Origin of the sequence: Henriciella sp. AS95, assembly GCF_038900055.1 — a bacterium.
Lineage (GTDB): Bacteria > Pseudomonadota > Alphaproteobacteria > Caulobacterales > Hyphomonadaceae > Henriciella.
This window is the reverse complement of record NZ_JBBMQM010000001.1, coordinates 2,109,390-2,124,157: the sequence shown is the minus strand read 5'-3', so window position 1 is coordinate 2,124,157 and position 14,768 is coordinate 2,109,390. Positions and strand designations below refer to the sequence as shown.

Annotated in this window: 14 protein-coding genes; 3 read left to right on the top strand and 11 right to left on the bottom strand. The window is 57.0% G+C overall.

Annotated elements, in window-relative coordinates:
• Positions 1 to 28 precede the first annotated feature (28 nt).
• From thrC to coxB, 9 genes are all read right to left on the bottom strand, one after another.
• Positions 29 to 1,411 carry a threonine synthase gene (gene thrC / locus WNY37_RS10545; protein ID WP_342973352.1) on the bottom strand — a complete coding sequence of 461 codons (1,383 nt, stop codon included), beginning with the start codon at positions 1,409 to 1,411 and terminating at the stop codon, positions 29 to 31.
• Between the two features lie 3 nt (positions 1,412 to 1,414).
• Positions 1,415 to 2,092, bottom strand: a complete 678-nt coding sequence (locus tag WNY37_RS10540; RefSeq protein ID WP_342973351.1) for an SURF1 family cytochrome oxidase biogenesis protein — start codon at positions 2,090 to 2,092, stop codon at positions 1,415 to 1,417.
• Between the two features lie 11 nt (positions 2,093 to 2,103).
• Positions 2,104 to 2,496: a DUF983 domain-containing protein gene (locus WNY37_RS10535; protein WP_342973350.1), complete on the bottom strand. Its 393-nt coding sequence runs from the start codon at positions 2,494 to 2,496 to the stop codon at positions 2,104 to 2,106.
• Positions 2,497 to 2,503: 7 nt separating this feature from the next.
• Positions 2,504 to 3,379, bottom strand: coding sequence for a cytochrome c oxidase subunit 3 (locus WNY37_RS10530; protein WP_342973349.1), 876 nt, complete (start codon positions 3,377 to 3,379; stop codon positions 2,504 to 2,506).
• A 69-nt stretch (positions 3,380 to 3,448) separates the two neighbouring features.
• Entirely contained in the window at positions 3,449 to 3,997 is a 549-nt protein-coding gene (locus tag WNY37_RS10525) for a cytochrome c oxidase assembly protein (protein WP_342973348.1), read from the bottom strand.
• Complete coding sequence (locus tag WNY37_RS10520) at positions 3,994 to 4,269, bottom strand: hypothetical protein (protein WP_342973347.1); 276 nt, start codon at positions 4,267 to 4,269, stop codon at positions 3,994 to 3,996. The genes WNY37_RS10525 and WNY37_RS10520 overlap by 4 nt, the downstream gene beginning before the upstream one ends.
• Positions 4,269 to 5,237, bottom strand: a complete 969-nt coding sequence (gene cyoE, locus WNY37_RS10515) for a heme o synthase (protein WP_342973346.1) — start codon at positions 5,235 to 5,237, stop codon at positions 4,269 to 4,271. Before cyoE ends, WNY37_RS10520 begins: the two co-directional genes overlap by 1 nt.
• An 87-nt stretch (positions 5,238 to 5,324) precedes the next feature.
• Positions 5,325 to 6,998 (bottom strand): cytochrome c oxidase subunit I, encoded by a 1,674-nt coding sequence (gene ctaD, locus WNY37_RS10510; RefSeq protein WP_342974894.1) that lies wholly within the window; start codon positions 6,996 to 6,998, stop codon positions 5,325 to 5,327.
• Positions 6,999 to 7,025: 27 nt separating this feature from the next.
• The gene (gene coxB, locus WNY37_RS10505) at positions 7,026 to 7,979 is read right to left on the bottom strand and encodes a cytochrome c oxidase subunit II (RefSeq protein WP_342973345.1); all 954 of its coding nucleotides are present in this window, start codon (positions 7,977 to 7,979) and stop codon (positions 7,026 to 7,028) included.
• Positions 7,980 to 8,133: 154 nt separating this feature from the next.
• Here coxB and WNY37_RS10500 point away from each other — a divergent pair, with 154 nt between their 5' ends.
• The 3 genes from WNY37_RS10500 to WNY37_RS10490 all read left to right on the top strand — a co-directional run bounded on the left by WNY37_RS10500 (position 8,134) and on the right by WNY37_RS10490 (position 11,107).
• Positions 8,134 to 8,688: a tetratricopeptide repeat protein gene (locus WNY37_RS10500; RefSeq protein ID WP_342973344.1), complete on the top strand. Its 555-nt coding sequence runs from the start codon at positions 8,134 to 8,136 to the stop codon at positions 8,686 to 8,688.
• A gap of 62 nt (positions 8,689 to 8,750) precedes the next feature.
• Complete coding sequence (gene tldD / locus WNY37_RS10495; RefSeq protein WP_342974893.1) at positions 8,751 to 10,154, top strand: metalloprotease TldD; 1,404 nt, start codon at positions 8,751 to 8,753, stop codon at positions 10,152 to 10,154.
• A 527-nt stretch (positions 10,155 to 10,681) separates the two neighbouring features.
• Positions 10,682 to 11,107, top strand: coding sequence for a rhodanese-like domain-containing protein (locus tag WNY37_RS10490; protein WP_342973343.1), 426 nt, complete (start codon positions 10,682 to 10,684; stop codon positions 11,105 to 11,107).
• A 20-nt stretch (positions 11,108 to 11,127) separates the two neighbouring features.
• Here the strand turns inward: WNY37_RS10490 and WNY37_RS10485 are convergent, their stop codons facing one another.
• Positions 11,128 to 13,251 carry a peptide MFS transporter gene (locus WNY37_RS10485; RefSeq protein ID WP_342973342.1) on the bottom strand — a complete coding sequence of 708 codons (2,124 nt, stop codon included), beginning with the start codon at positions 13,249 to 13,251 and terminating at the stop codon, positions 11,128 to 11,130.
• A gap of 125 nt (positions 13,252 to 13,376) precedes the next feature.
• On the bottom strand, positions 13,377 to 14,756 hold the full coding sequence (locus WNY37_RS10480; RefSeq protein ID WP_342973341.1) for a glutamate--cysteine ligase: 1,380 nt from the start codon (positions 14,754 to 14,756) through the stop codon (positions 13,377 to 13,379).
• Positions 14,757 to 14,768: the final 12 nt, after the last annotated feature.

Sequence of the window (14,768 nt, the reverse complement as noted above, 5' to 3'; positions counted from 1 at the left end):
CGATTCAAGGCCGGGCTGGCGAGAGACTTCATGTTCTCTGGTGCGAAAGAATATAGTCGCGAACGGCGCCAGCGTCGGCCGCCATTTGTTCGAACACTTCCGCCCGGCCAGCCAGGGCTTTCACGCGCTCTGGCAAAGGCGCATCTCGACCGGTCGCTTCCAGAACCGTCTCCGGAAACTTGGCAGCATGCGCCGTCGAAAGCACCACTGTGACGGCATTCGACTGGGGCATCTCACGTGCGACCGAGGTTCCGACGGCCGTGTGGGGGCAAATTAGCCATCCCGTTTCCGCCAGAACGGTTGCCATTTCAGTCATCGTTGTCGCGTTCGATACGGACTTCGACGAAAGTCCGCTACAGCTCAAAGGTCCTTTGATCTGGTCAGGCAGTTCGACATCGCCGCTTTGAGCGAACTGGTCGTAGATCTGGCGGACAAGCCCGGCGTCACGGCCCGATACCTCAAAAGCGATCCGCTCGAAGTTGCTGGGAACGGAAATGTCCATGGCCGGGCTCGGTGTCGCCACTGCCTGCTCGCGGCGCATCCTGCCCTGCTCGAACAGGACATTCAGCGTGTCGTTTTCATTGACGGCGCAGACGCCTTCAAATCCCGCCAGCAAGCCGCATCGGGCGGCGACATAGCCAGCCAGCGCATCCCCCATATTGCCACTGGGCACGACAAACCGAAGAGGACGGCCGGCGCCAAGTGCGGCCTGCGCGGTCGCGTAATAAACCGACTGGGCCGCAATCCTCGCCCAGTTGATGGAGTTGACGCCAGAGAGACTTGTTCGGCGAACATAGTCCCGGTCTGCGAACAATGATTTCACGATCGCCTGGCAGGCGTCGAAATCTTCCGTCAGTGCCAGATTATGGACATTGGACGACCCGGTCGTTGTCATGAACAGCCGCTGCACAGGCGAGATACGTTCGAAAGGGTGCAGAATGAAGAGGTCGACATGGCCGGCCCCCGCAAAAGCAGCTGCTGCTGCGCCGCCAGTATCACCTGACGTGGCGCATGTGACGCTCATACGCTCGCCGCGCTCGGCCAGCACGTGGTCAAACAGTTGAGCAATGAGCTGCATGGCGACGTCCTTGAACGCCAGGGTCGGCCCGTGGTGCAGCTCCATCATGAAAGCATTCGGACCCGTCTGGACGAGCGGCGCGACCGACTGATGGGCGAAACTCGCATAGGCACGCTGGCAGATTCCACGCACGACATCGTCGGAGAGTTCGCCATCGGCAAAGGCCGATATGATGCGTGCGGCAACATCAACATAGGATTCATCAGGACCCGCGGGGTCTATGCGCGGCCACTCCTCGGGGACGTACAGGCCACCATCGGGCGCAAGTCCGGCAAGGCAGGCATCCACAAAGCCAACGGCAGCGGCCTCGCCTCGTGTCGAAATGAATTTCATCGATTATCCTCGAAAACGTAAGCGGCCTTGAGCGTGATGGAAGGCGAGATACACGCCAATAAGCGCCATTGCCATCCCCCACCAGGTCAGGGCGTAGCCAAAGTGGCGTTCTGGCGGCAGAGCGTCTCTCACCTGAAGCGTCGCATAAGGGTTCTCGGCCTTGCGAGCGCGCGACGAATCTTCGGCCAACCGGATCGTAATCTGGTCTGGCTCCACGACTTTCACGTTCTCCTGCTGATAGCCCAGCTGCCGAAGCATGGCGGTACCATCGAACCCGTACCAGATATCGTTTTCAGGCTGGTTGGACCTGGCGATGCCACCCGTCTTTGCCGGCCGAATGAAAACATTTGATCGCCGTGTGAAATCCTCCACATCGGCGACGGCCATCGGCACCGGGTGTACGCCCGACGTCGCATCGACCAGGGCGAGGACAAGGCCATCCTCTCCCTCAATCCTTGCCGGCGCATAGCGGCGCCAGACCGCTTCGCCGCCAACGATGCCGTTCAATTGCTGCACCCGACCAGGATTGGAGCGGTCTATCTGAACCGTAATCTCGTTAAACTCGGCCGAAACCTGCTCTGGCGGATTGGCTTTCTTGTCTGCGTAGCGCCCATATTGCCAGTTGCCGAGCCAGACCAGGATGGCCAGGCTCACCAAAGTCAGCACGGTCAGAAGAGGCATGGGCCGGAATGTCATGGCTGGGACTGATCGTCAGTCTCAGTTTTATCGACCCACTGCGCTTCTTCTGCGTGGTTCTTCCACTGCAAAGCAAACATGAGAGACTTGAACGGTCTCAGCAGCAGTACCGCCAGAACGATAATCACAGGCGTCCACAACAGGAAGTGGACCCAGAAAGGCGGAGAGAAAAGGGCCTGCACAAGCAAGACGGGCGGCATGATAAGGATGCCAAGCAGGAACATGACAAAGAAGGCCGGACCGTCGCCGGCATCGGCTTTGGAAAAGTCGGCCCCGCACGCAGTACATTTCGGCGCGAGACCGAGATAGGATTTGAAGACCGGTCCTTCTCCGCATGCGGGGCATCGGCAACCGAGCCCCGCTGAGATGGGAGAGACAGACCGGCTCACGTCAATATCAGTGTCCGAGCACCAGGTAAGGGATGACGTAGACGAAGGCGAACAGGAACAGCCACACCACGTCAACAAAGTGCCAATACCAGGCCGCGAATTCAAAGCCGAGGTGCTTCTTGGCCGTCATGCCACCCGTCATGAGACGAATGAGACATACAGTCAGGAAGATCGTTCCGATGACGACGTGCGCGCCGTGAAAACCGGTCGCCATGAAGAAGGCTGAACCATAAATGGTGCCGTCAAACGAGAAGCCGGCATGCGTGTACTCGAGAACCTGCAGTCCAGTGAAACTGATGCCAAGGACGATCGTGATGGCCAGCATGAAAATCGCAGACTTGCGGTTATTGTGCTGAAGCGCGTGGTGCGCTGCCGTGACGGTCGTACCAGACAGCAAAAGGACGAGCGTGTTCATCAGTGGCAGATGGAACGGGTCGAAAACTTCAACGCCTGCCGGAGGCCATTGCCCACCGACGGCCTGCAAGGCATCAGCGTATAGCGGATTGGTTGCATCAAACGACGCGCCAACGCGAGCACTATGGAAGATGGCGAACTCAAAGAAGCTCCAGAACCACGCCACGAAGAACATGATCTCCGAAGCAATGAACAGGATCATCCCGTATTTCAGGCCAATCTGGACGACCGGCGTGTGGTCACCACCCCGGCTTTCCTTGATGACTTCGCGCCACCAGCCGAACATCACGTAGGCCACACAAGCAAATCCGAGCGCCATAAGCCACCAGGTGCCTTGCGGCATTCCAAAGAGGCCTTTCATGAAGGTCACCGCGCCTAATGCCAGCACAACCAAGGACATCGAGCCGAGCAGAGGCCACGGCGACGGATTCACAAGGTGATAATCGTGTTTCACTTCATCATGAGCCATTGGCCACAACCCCTCGATTCATCATGTTTCCGGCGCTTTTAGCCTGCACCGCATTAAAGTCGCAACAGTTCAATTGAGCGCGGCTGAATTCGCCGCACCTTCAAAGCTGTCAGTTTCATAAAAAGTGTAAGAGAGCGTGATGGTGCGCACATCCTTCATGTTGCGCTCGTCATCCAGTTCCGGTCCGACAAAGAAAACGACCGGAAGCTTTTTCGTCTCACCCGCTTTGACGATCCGCTCCTCGAAACAGAAACACTCCAATTTGTTGAAGTAGAGACCGGCCTTGTGCGGCGTAACATTGTAGGACGCCATCAGGCTCACATCGTGATCGGACGTATTTGTGACTTCATAGAAGGCGAGGCCATGTTCGCCGAGATTGATCGGCATCGACGTCTGCAGCGGACGAAACATCACCGGCGCGTTCATTACATTGGCGTCAAACCGTACTTTGATCTCACGATTGACGATGGCTTCAGGGGCTTCTTCCGCAATTTGTGTCGTGCCACCAAAGCCGGTCACACGGCAAAATGTATCGTAGAGCGGCTTTGATGCGAAGGCGAGACCGAGCATCGCCAGCACGAGCACACTTAGCCCCAAAGCAATCATGCGATTGTTCATTCCGGCGCCTCCTCCGTCTGGCCGGCGTCATCGCCAGGTAGGACGGGCATTGGCGCTTGATCAGCGGTGCCGGGATCATTGCGCCAGTAGATACCGCCATCTTCGCCAAGGTCGGCTTCGCCGAGACGGATCACGGTCGTGAGGCCGACGATAATGACAAATGCGAACAAGGCGACAGCGAGCCACAGGTTTCGTTTCTTCTGAGCAGCAAGGCGCGCCTGCTCTTCATCAGGAACGTCGTCGGGAGGCATTTGCTCGTTGGTGTCACTCATCACGCTATCGTCACCGGCATATATGCGCCAAATCCACGCTCAATGATGATCATGGCGAAGAGAATGAAGAGATAGAGAATGGAGAACGCGAAGAGGCCTTTCGCCTTTTTCAAATCTGAGCCCGGTGCCCCGGCGTCACCCGCCTGACTGCGCCAGACATTGAACGCAAGAACCAGAAAGACCGCCCCGAGAACAAGAGCCGTGATGCCATAAAGCATGCCAGCGAGCCCCGTGATGACCGGTGCCAGACCAAGCGGCGCCAACACGATCGAATAAGCAAGAATCTGATTGCGTGTAGCTTTGGCCCCATGTGCGACGGGAAGCATTGGAACATTCGCTTTCGCGTACTCTTTGTGCGCCAGAAGCGAGAGCGCCCAGAAGTGCGGTGGCGTCCACATGAAGATGATGGCGAAAAGGATCCAGGCATCGAGCGGCGTGCTACCGCTAACAGCTGCCCAGCCGATCACAGGCGGAAACGCCCCTGCCCCACCGCCAATGACAATATTCTGCGGCGTGCGGCGTTTCAGAAGCATGGTGTAAAACCAGCCATAATACGCAATCGAGCCTGCCAGCAGCAGCGCCGCGAGCGCATTTGAAGCAAGCCACATCATGAGGACCGAAACACCGGACATGATGAGCCCCATGGCCAGCGCCTCGTCGCGTGGAACCGCCCCGGACGGAATCGGACGGGTGGACGTGCGCGTCATGATCGCGTCGATATCCGCGTCATACCACATGTTGATCGCTCCGGCCGCGCCAGACCCGAGAGCAACCGCCAAGGTCGCAATGGCAGCCATGACCGGGTTCATGGAAACTCCGGTGACGCTTTGCGCGGCGACGAGGCCAGCAACAGCGGTAAACACGACCAGCATCATGATGCGCGGCTTCATCAGCTGCACATAGTCAGCAGCCGTGGCATGACGGCGAGCGACTGGGTCAATCATTTCTGCTGTTTCTGTATGTGCCATATGTCGATCCAAGTGACGATACTGGAAACGGCCCCACACGCGCTCAACGTGACAGGGCCGCCCCTCATTCTTTACCTGACGCGGGCCTTAATGGTGTGCGTCGGGCTTAACTTCCGGCAGTTCATTGAACTGGTGGAATGGTGGCGGTGAAGGCAGCGTCCATTCAAGCGTTGTGGCACCTTCGCCCCATGGGTTTGCGGAACCTTTGCGGCGGCGAATAGCGGCTTCGATGACACCGACAAAGAAGATAGCCGTCGCAACCAGGGTCACCGCATAGCCCATCGAAGACCAGAAGTGCCAGGTCGCAAAACCGTCTGCGTAGTCGATATAGCGACGCGGCATGCCGTTGAGGCCCAGGAAGTGCTGCGGGAAGAAGAGCAGGTTCGATCCCACGAACATCGTCCAGAAATGGGCGTAGCCGATCGTCTTGTTGTACTTCACGCCGAACATCTTCTCGAACCAGTAGTACCAGCCCGCAAACAGGCCGAACACAGCGCCGAGAGACAGCACGTAGTGGAAGTGGGCGACAACGTAATAGGTGTCGTGAAGCGCGTGGTCGATACCCGCATTGGCCAGGACAACACCTGTCACCCCCCCCACCGTGAACAGGAAGATGAAGCCAATCGCCCAGACCATTGGCACTTCGAAATCAATCGAGCCGCCCCACATTGTGGCGATCCAGGAGAAGATCTTGATGCCGGTCGGCACTGCGATCACCATGGTGGCTGCCACGAAGTAGGCCTTCATGTCAGACGGCATGCCGACCGTATACATGTGGTGAGCCCACACGATGAAGCCGATCGCGCCAATCGAAACCATGGCGTACGCCATACCGAGGTAGCCGAAGATCGGCTTCTTGGAGAAGGTCGACACAATGTGCGAAATGATGCCGAAAGCCGGCAGGATCATGATGTAGACTTCCGGGTGTCCGAAGAACCAGAACAAGTGCTGGAACATGATCGGATCACCACCGCCAGACGGATCAAAGAATTGCGATCCGAAGTTACGGTCGGTCAAAAGCATGGTGAGTGCACCAGCCAGTACCGGCAGCGACAAAAGCAGAAGAACGGCGGTCACGAGAACAGACCACGCAAACAGCGGCATTTTGTGGATCGTCATGCCGGGCGCGCGCATATTCAGGATTGTGACGATGAAGTTGATCGCACCAAGAATGGACGCAATACCGGCAGTGTGAAGCGACAGGATCAGCAGGTCCATGGACGGACCAGGGTGACCAGTTGTGCTGGACAGCGGCGGGTAAAGCACCCAGCCACCACCGAAACCAAGGAATTGGCCCGTGCCCGGCAGCGTCATCGAGATGCAGGCCATGATGAAGGCGGCAACCGTCAGCCAGAACGAGATATTGTTCATTCGCGGGAAGGCCATATCCGGCGCGCCGATCATCAGCGGCACAAACCAGTTGCCGAAACCGCCAATCAGCGCCGGCATCACCATGAAGAAGATCATGATCAGGCCGTGATAGGTGATCACAACGTTATAAAAGTGCTTTGCGTGCTCAATGGCCTGGTCACCTTGATAACCAAACATCTCCATGATGCCGGTCAGAGGACCGATACCCGGCTCAGCAAGCTCCCAGCGAATTAGGCCAGAGAGCGAGTAGCCGACGATACCGGCGACCAGCGCAAAGACCAGGTAGAGCGTACCGATGTCCTTGTGGTTCGTTGACAGGAACCAGCGTGTAAAAAAGCCCGGCTTGTGATCGTGCGCGTGATCATCGTGGGCGACTGAGACTTGATCCATTGGCATGTCAGATATCCCTCTGGTGTCTTACTGGGCCTGGGCGAGGCGCATGGCTGCGTCCGTCGGCTCATCAATTGAAGCGGTAATGGCGGGACGAATGGCGTCAAACGCCGCATCAAAGTCGTCACCTGCCTTGAGGCTTTCGATCCAGGCCTCGTACTGGTCAGGTTCGACAACGCGAACCTCAATCGGCATGTACGCATGGTCCTTGCCGCAGAGCTCTGAACACTGACCGTAATAGACGCCGGTCTCCTCGACCAGGAACCAGCCCTCATTCAAACGGCCGGGTACTGCGTCCGTCTTCACGCCGAATGCCGGTACTGTCCACGAATGAATGACGTCCGAAGCGGCAGTCTGATAGCGGATGTAGCGGTTGGCAGGCAGAACGAGCGGATAATCTGTCGCAAGATTACGCGGACCGTTCTCAGGTGTCCCACGGTCATTGCTCAGACCACGCTGAAGCGGGTTGGAGACGTACTCTACCGGATAGCCACCGCCATCCAGTTCATCCGGGAAGGAGTAGGTCCAGTTCCACTGGTTGCCTTGCGCCTTGACCGTAACCCAGCCTTCTTCTGCAGCTGCAGGATAAATATTCTCATTGTCGTTTTCTGTCTGAGCAATTCGCTCCAGATCGGGTTCGTTCTCCTGATAGAAAAGATTGGAGAAGGAAGGCCCGGCGATCACGACCAGAATGATGACCGGAACGACAGTCCAGACGATCTCAACCACGGTATTGTGGCTGAACTTCCGGGAAACCGGATTTGAACGCTTGTTGTAGCGAACACAGACCCAGATCAGAAGCGCAAGAACGAACAAGACGATGATGGTGATGATCACCAGCACACCGAAGTGAAAATTATGAATGCGCTCTGCAATACGCGTTGCAGCAGGCTGGAAATTGATGCCGCCCTGTTCAGGTTGAGCAGCCAGCGCCGATGCGCCGAATGGTAAAATCGAAAGAAGAGCGATCAAAAAACGCACAGCCCGACTCCTTGGTAAAACTCTGACGCCTGCCATAACTACACTCTAAACTCTCGTCCACCCACCCGCTCAGTCTTATCAAATTTGTCGCAGCTGGTTCGCTTCGTGCGCGAAAAGGAGTATATTCCAGAGCATAACAAAAATGGAGGTATCAATGTCGATATATCGACTTGGTAGTATGCTGGCAGCTGCAGGCCTGTTCACTGCAGCCGCTTCAGCGCAAGTCTTCGTTGTCGGTGGCGGCTTGGCTAAGGAATGCTTCGACGAAGCCAAAAGCGGGAAATACATCTATCGCCTCGCCGAAGAAACTTGCTCCCAAGCGCTGCGTGAAGAGACGATGAGCCGGGAAAACCGGGCGGCCACATACGTCAATCGAGGTGTGATTCGAATGCGAGAAGGCCAGTATGACGGTGCCCTGAGCGATTATTCGCGAGCTGTCGATCTCAAGCCAGAGCTTGGCGCCGCCTATCTGAATGAGGGGGCCGCGCACATCTATCGCAAGGACTTCGCAGCTGCCTTGTCGCCGCTTAATCGGGCGATCGAACTCGATTCGACGGATATTTTTGCCGCCTATTACAACCGCGCCATTGCCCGCGAACAAACAGGCGATGTCAGCGGTGCCTATTATGATTTCCAGAAAGCACTGGAGCTGAAGCCAGGCTGGGAACTTGCTGAACGCCAGCTGAGCAGGTTCACGATCAAGCAATAATACGCAGTGATGACCTGGATGGGCGCTTGCAGCCATGAAGCGAAGCGCCCATTCTCATGTCTATGGAACAAACAGACCTCCCATTTGACCGCCAGGAGGCCACCGCCCTTCTCGCTGAAGCATGCGATGGTGCCGATGACGGCGACATCTACGTTCAACAATCCCGTTCAGAGAGCTTTCTCTTCGATGATGGAAGACTGAAGTCGGCAGCCTTCGACACAAACCAGGGCTTCGGGCTTCGCGTCATTGCTGGCGATGCGAGCGGCAATGCCCACTCCGGCGAATTGACCATAGAAGCCATTCGGCGCGCAGCCTCGACGGCGTCCGCAGCGAAGCGCGGTTACCAAGGCTCACTGGACGTTGGTCCACAGCCGATCAATCGAAGGCTTTATGCGCCAATCGATCCGACCGAGGCGCCCGGCTTTTCAGTCAAGACAGATTTGCTCGGCGAGATCGATGCCTGGGTCCGCGCCCGCGATCCAAAGGTGGTGCAGGTATCTGTGTCGCTGGCTGGCAGCCACGAAGAGATCGACGTGCTGCGCCCTGCGGGTGACGCTTTTCACGACGTACGCCCACTTGTTCGACTGAACATCGCCGTCACGCTTGAAAAGGATGGCCGGCGCGAATCGGCGTCATCAGGTGCCGGCGGCCGCGCTGAATACGCTGAATGGATAAAGCCGGAACGCTGGAAAGCAATCGCCGAACGCGCTCTGCGAAAGGCCGAGATCAACTTGGACTCAATTCCTGCCCCCGCAGGCGAGATGGAAGTGGTGCTTGGGCCGGGCTGGCCTGCTGTTCTGCTGCACGAAGCTGTTGGCCATGGCCTGGAAGGTGATTTCAACCGCAAGCAAACCAGCGTCTACGCCGGCCGAATCGGTGAGCAGGTCGCCGCCAAAGGCGTTACGGTTATTGACGATGGCACGATTGAAGCGCGCAGAGGCTCGCTCTCATTTGATGATGAAGGCACACCAACCCAGAAAACCGTACTGATCGAGGATGGCATCCTCAAAGGCTATATGCAGGACCGCCAGAACGCCCGCCTCATGGGTATGGCGCCAACCGGCAATGGCCGCCGTGAATCATATGACGCGACCGTAATGCCGCGCATGACCAACACCGTGATGCTGGGCGGCAAAGATGATCCCGACGAGATCGTGAAGTCGATAAAGCGCGGAATTTGGGCCGTCGATTTTGGTGGCGGTCAGGTCGACATCACGTCCGGCAATTTCGTCTTCCAATGCACCGAAGCGTACTTGGTGGAGAACGGCAAAGTCGTGGCGCCCGTCAAGAATGCGACCTTGATCGGGCACGGCCCGACAGCGCTCAACAAAGTGTCCATGATCGGCAATGATTTTGCGATGGATGACGGTATCGGCACATGCGGCAAGGCGGGGCAATCCGTCCCTGTTGGCGTCGGACAACCAACGCTAAAACTGGATTCGCTTACCGTCGGCGGCGCCGGTTAGGAGACCGGCACCTGGCTACAAGGTTTTTCCTGTTTCTGTTGGCGCAATGGCCTTTCCATCTCTTCGCCCGTTTTCAGGTCCGTGTAAGCCAGTCGGTATTCTAAAGGGTAGACCACATCGGTACGGATGCGTGGTACACCTTTGTAAAAGGCTGGCTCAAACCGCACCTTCGAAACAGCTCGTTTGGACTCAAAGCAAAAAATGGGTTCTGTGCATCTGGTCATGAGTCCAAACGGGTACCCCTCCTCGTCGACAGAAAACCTGACTGAACAACTTCCCTGCAGCCCCCAAGCGGCGGCGAGTAATGGATATGTTGGCACCGGAGGCAAAATCGGTTGAGCATCCTGGTCATCGAAGACAGGCTCAGCAAAGACGGAAAAGGACCCAAAAAACGCAATAAGCCACGACAAAAAGAATAAGCGCATCCCAACCCCCGGCTGCCTTTCTCAATCTTTAGTGACGTAACTGCAGTTGAGCAAGCAATCTACCGATGTACCGACAGAGTCGGATCGTGATAAAGTGAGTGCATGACATCGTTCATCGCAAAAATCGTGATCGTCACCACGCTGGGGTTGAGTGTGAACCTACCCATGGCTTCAGCACAAGGCCTACCACCAGAAATGCCGGTGCCGCGTGCGGACCTTATGGTCCGCAAAGCGGATGGGCTGCTGATCGATGTACGAACGCCGGAAGAGTGGGCGCAAACGGGCGTTCCCGCCACAGCCCATACGATCTCGATCAAGGATGACGACTTCGTGGCGCGGGTAGAAAAGATTGCCCGCGGCGACAAATCCAAACGCATCGCGCTGATCTGCAAGTCAGGCAATCGCTCTGCGCGGGCCCGCGATATCCTGATAGACGCCGGCTTTGAGAACGTCACCAGCGTCGCTGGCGGCGTGACGGGCACGGAAGGCTGGATCGATGCTGACCTGCCTGTCCGGCCCTACCCCTGACCGCTAATCCTACTCGGCGGTCAGCCGTCGCGCGTTTCGTTCTTGACCTGGTCGCCTGCGCCAATCGACGCTGACTCGGCGACCATCTCCTGACCTGCCAGGTTGTGGTCCGGCTCGTCCTCATCGCTCATTTTCATCCAGCCCTTAACGATCGGAGCGATGAGCAACATGACGACGCCAATCCCCATACCAATCCAGCCGACGCTCGAGAAGACAGATGCGTAATTGTCCTTCGCGGCCGCCTTGTCGATGATTTCACCGCCAACGGTTTCTGCACCGGCTGCCGAAGCGATCACACCCGACATGGCATTACCGAGGCCGGAATAGACAAACCATGCGCCCATCATCAGACCGACCGCACGGGCAGGGGCAAGCTTGGTCATGGCCGAAAGGCCCACCGGGGAGAGCATGAGTTCTGCCATGGTGTGGACCCAGTAGATGGCGAAGATGAAGAAGACTGGCGTCAGGAAGTCTGCGCCTGCTGTGCCCATACCTGCGGTCAAGACGAGATACCCAAGACCAGCGCCGAACACACCCATGGCGAATTTGACCGGCGTGGAAGGCTCCCAGCCGCGCTTGGCAAGCCACACCCACAGCCACGCAATCATCGGCGCGAATATGAAAATGAAGCCTGCGTTCAGCGACTGGAACACTGGTGTAGGCACTTCCCAACCAAATATCTTGGTATCCACCAGACGGCTGGTAAACAGCGTCAACGAAGAGCCTGCCTGTTCGAAAAGAGACCAGAATGGAATCTGAGCGATCGCAAAGTATATGCCCGCCCACATTCTCGTACGGTCTCGCCCCTTGAGGCTGATGAAGCTGTAAGCGGTAAGGCCAATAAACATGGCGATCCCGACGAGTGCACTCAGCGAACCAACGACTTCTGAGTTCATCACCAACAGCATGGCAAGCATGATCAGCCCAAGCCCCGTCAGGTAACAGGCCCATTCGATATTGATTGGTCCGAGCACCTTCTGCTTCAGTTTTTCCGGGTTTGGCGGCTCTGCGCGCCCCTCAAGCCAATGCTGCAACCAGAGGAAGGTCACCAGGCCGACCAACATACCGATACCGGCGAGACCGAAGCCCCATGCCCAGCCGTAATAGATCCCCAGAATACCGCAGGTCCACGTCGACAGGAATGAGCCGAGGTTGATGCCCATGTAAAAGAGCGTGAAACCGGAATCGCGACGCGGATCCTTGATGTCGTAGAGGTCCCCCACAATCGTCGAGATGTTCGGCTTGAGAAAGCCCACCCCCGTGATGATCAGCGCCAATGACAGGAACAGGATATAGATGAAAAGCTGCTGCTTCTCATTGCGATCGGAGTATTCGCCATCCGGCACAGTGAGCAGAACATTCGGTTCCGCATCAGCGTCAGCATTTTCAGACAGCGGCTCGACAACCAGGAGATCCGTCTGGGTTGCCTCCTCAAAGGTCACTTCCTGGCCATCGACAAGCGCCACCTGTTGAACAGCGCCGTCCTGACGATCAACGTCCTCAATCGGGTAGGATTGCCCGTCCACAATCAAAGTCTTCGATGGATCGGGCCCTGCGCAGCCGAGACCAACGAGATTGCAGACGTTCTGGAAGAGCGAGCGGGAGACGACATCGATGCGATAGTCACCTTCGCCATCTGCATTCATCGGCGTAATCCGGCGGTCTCCCAGGGTCGCGTAATTTTCGCTATCGAAAACCAGCTGGCGCTGGTCGCCCTCATAATCGATATAGAGTTTCCGGAACCGGTCACGGCCTTCGTCTTCGACAGCATATTCAGTGCTGTTGAACGTCACATATTGCTGCGATCCTGATCCCTCGAACGCCATGCCGAAGTGGCCGAGCACGAGCAATATTGCTCCATATGTTACGGCCTTTCTCTGCCCTAAATACCGGTCAGAAAGCGTGCCGCCGATGATGGAGATCGCATAAACAAGCGAGATGTAGGCGCCGTAGATCAGGGAGGATTCCTGATCGGAATAGAGGAAGTGCTGGATCAGATAGAGGGTGAGAAGCGCGCGCATCCCGTAAAACGAAAAGCGCTCCCACATCTCGGTGAAGAACAGGACGACAAGACCGCGTGGATGGCCGAAGAAGCCCTTCTCGCCAGACTTTCCGGACACCTGGTCCGCCGACACATCACTCATATTCACTCCCCGAGCTCAAAGTCAGACTCACTGACTTCCCTGACATCGCGCACACTATGACCACGCGTTTTCGCGTTGCTCAAGCAATCTTGTGCCATTTTCAGGATGTGGGGCGCAAATACCCGCTAATAGGCGAGTGTTTCGAAGACCGGTTCTACCCGCCTTCCCCATTCGCCGTGGTAGAGTTGGAGGAGACGATCTGACGGCGTCAGCCCGCTTTCAGCGATTTCATCGAGCTCGGCCAGGAAACCCGTTTCATTGTCGCCAGCCGAATTGGGCTTGGCGCGCGCCTTGAGCCCTGCCCGGCTGATCGCAAGCACGTCTACGGCCAGCTCGCGCATTGAGCGTCCATCGGGAAGCGGTGTTCTGAGGCCAAGCGTTCGAACAGACTGGCGGATGGCTTCCCGGTCGGCGGCCGTCCAGTCCTTCACAAGGTCCCATGCCGCATCCAGCGACGACTCGTCGTAGAGGATGCCGGTCCAGAACGCTGAGAACGCGCACAGGCGGCTCCAGGGGCCCGAATCTGAGCCGCGCATTTCCAGGAACTGCTTGAGGCGAACTTCCGGGAAGATTGTCGACAGGTGATCGACAAAGTCATCCATCGCCGGCTTTTCGCCAGGCAGGATGGACAGTTCACCTTTCAGGAAATCGCGAAAGCTGAGACCACTCGCATCGATATATTTCCCGCCCCGCCGGACGAAATACATGGGCACATCAAGCGCATAATCGACATAGCGCTCAAATCCTGCGCCATCTTCAAACATGAAAGGCAGCATGCCCGAGCGGTCCGGGTCAGTGTCAGTCCAGATATGCGACCGGTAGGACAGGAAACCGTTTGTTCGGCCTTCGGTGAACGGCGAATTGGCAAAAAGTGCCGTGCCAAGTGGCTGCAATGCCAATGAAACACGCAGCTTCTTCACCATGTCTGTTTCGGAACCGTAGTCCAGATTTGCCTGAACGGTGCATGTGCGGAACATCATCTCTCGGCCGAGGCGTCCGACCTTCTGCATGTAGTCCCGCATGATCTTGTAACGGCCTTTCGGCATCATCGGAGTCTCATCCATGCTCCATAGTGGAGAAGAGCCCATGCCGAGGAAGCCGATGCCAAGGGGATCGGCGATCTCGCGGACTTCGCGCAAATGATCGCCAACTTCGTTACAGGTCTGATGGATATGTTCGAGCGGCGCCCCAGAGAGTTCGAACTGACCACCCGGCTCAAGGCTGACGCTTGCGCCGTCTTTTTTCAGGCCGATCAGGTGGCCGCCTTCTTCAATGGGCGCCCACCCGAACTTATCGCGCAAGCCTTCCAGCATGGCCCTGATCGATACATCGCCATCATAAGGCAGAGGACGCAGTCCCTTGCGAATAAAACCGAATTTCTCGTGTTCCGTGCCGATTTTCCAGTCCGTTTTTGGCGTGCAGCCGCTTTCGAACCATTCAACCATTGCTGATTTGGACTCTATGCGCGGTGCGCTTTCGTCGATGTCAGACGTTGGAGTCGTCATAAAATTCTCCGC

Excerpts from the sequence above, each read along its gene's own strand:
- WNY37_RS10500 (WP_342973344.1), top strand. The coding sequence starts at position 8,134 with ATGTCGATATATCGACTTGGTAGTATGCTGGCAGCTGCAGGCCTGTTC.
- WNY37_RS10530 (WP_342973349.1), bottom strand. The coding sequence starts at position 3,379 with ATGGCTCATGATGAAGTGAAACACGATTATCACCTTGTGAATCCGTCG.
- WNY37_RS10485 (WP_342973342.1), bottom strand. The coding sequence starts at position 13,251 with ATGAGTGATGTGTCGGCGGACCAGGTGTCCGGAAAGTCTGGCGAGAAG.
- cyoE (WP_342973346.1), bottom strand. The coding sequence starts at position 5,237 with ATGGCACATACAGAAACAGCAGAAATGATTGACCCAGTCGCTCGCCGT.
- tldD (WP_342974893.1), top strand. The coding sequence starts at position 8,751 with ATGGAACAAACAGACCTCCCATTTGACCGCCAGGAGGCCACCGCCCTT.
- WNY37_RS10540 (WP_342973351.1), bottom strand. The coding sequence starts at position 2,092 with ATGCCTCTTCTGACCGTGCTGACTTTGGTGAGCCTGGCCATCCTGGTC.
- WNY37_RS10525 (WP_342973348.1), bottom strand. The coding sequence starts at position 3,997 with ATGAACAATCGCATGATTGCTTTGGGGCTAAGTGTGCTCGTGCTGGCG.
- WNY37_RS10480 (WP_342973341.1), bottom strand. The coding sequence starts at position 14,756 with ATGACGACTCCAACGTCTGACATCGACGAAAGCGCACCGCGCATAGAG.
- WNY37_RS10520 (WP_342973347.1), bottom strand. The coding sequence starts at position 4,269 with ATGAGTGACACCAACGAGCAAATGCCTCCCGACGACGTTCCTGATGAA.
- thrC (WP_342973352.1), bottom strand. The coding sequence starts at position 1,411 with ATGAAATTCATTTCGACACGAGGCGAGGCCGCTGCCGTTGGCTTTGTG.
- WNY37_RS10490 (WP_342973343.1), top strand. The coding sequence starts at position 10,682 with ATGACATCGTTCATCGCAAAAATCGTGATCGTCACCACGCTGGGGTTG.
- ctaD (WP_342974894.1), bottom strand. The coding sequence starts at position 6,998 with ATGGATCAAGTCTCAGTCGCCCACGATGATCACGCGCACGATCACAAG.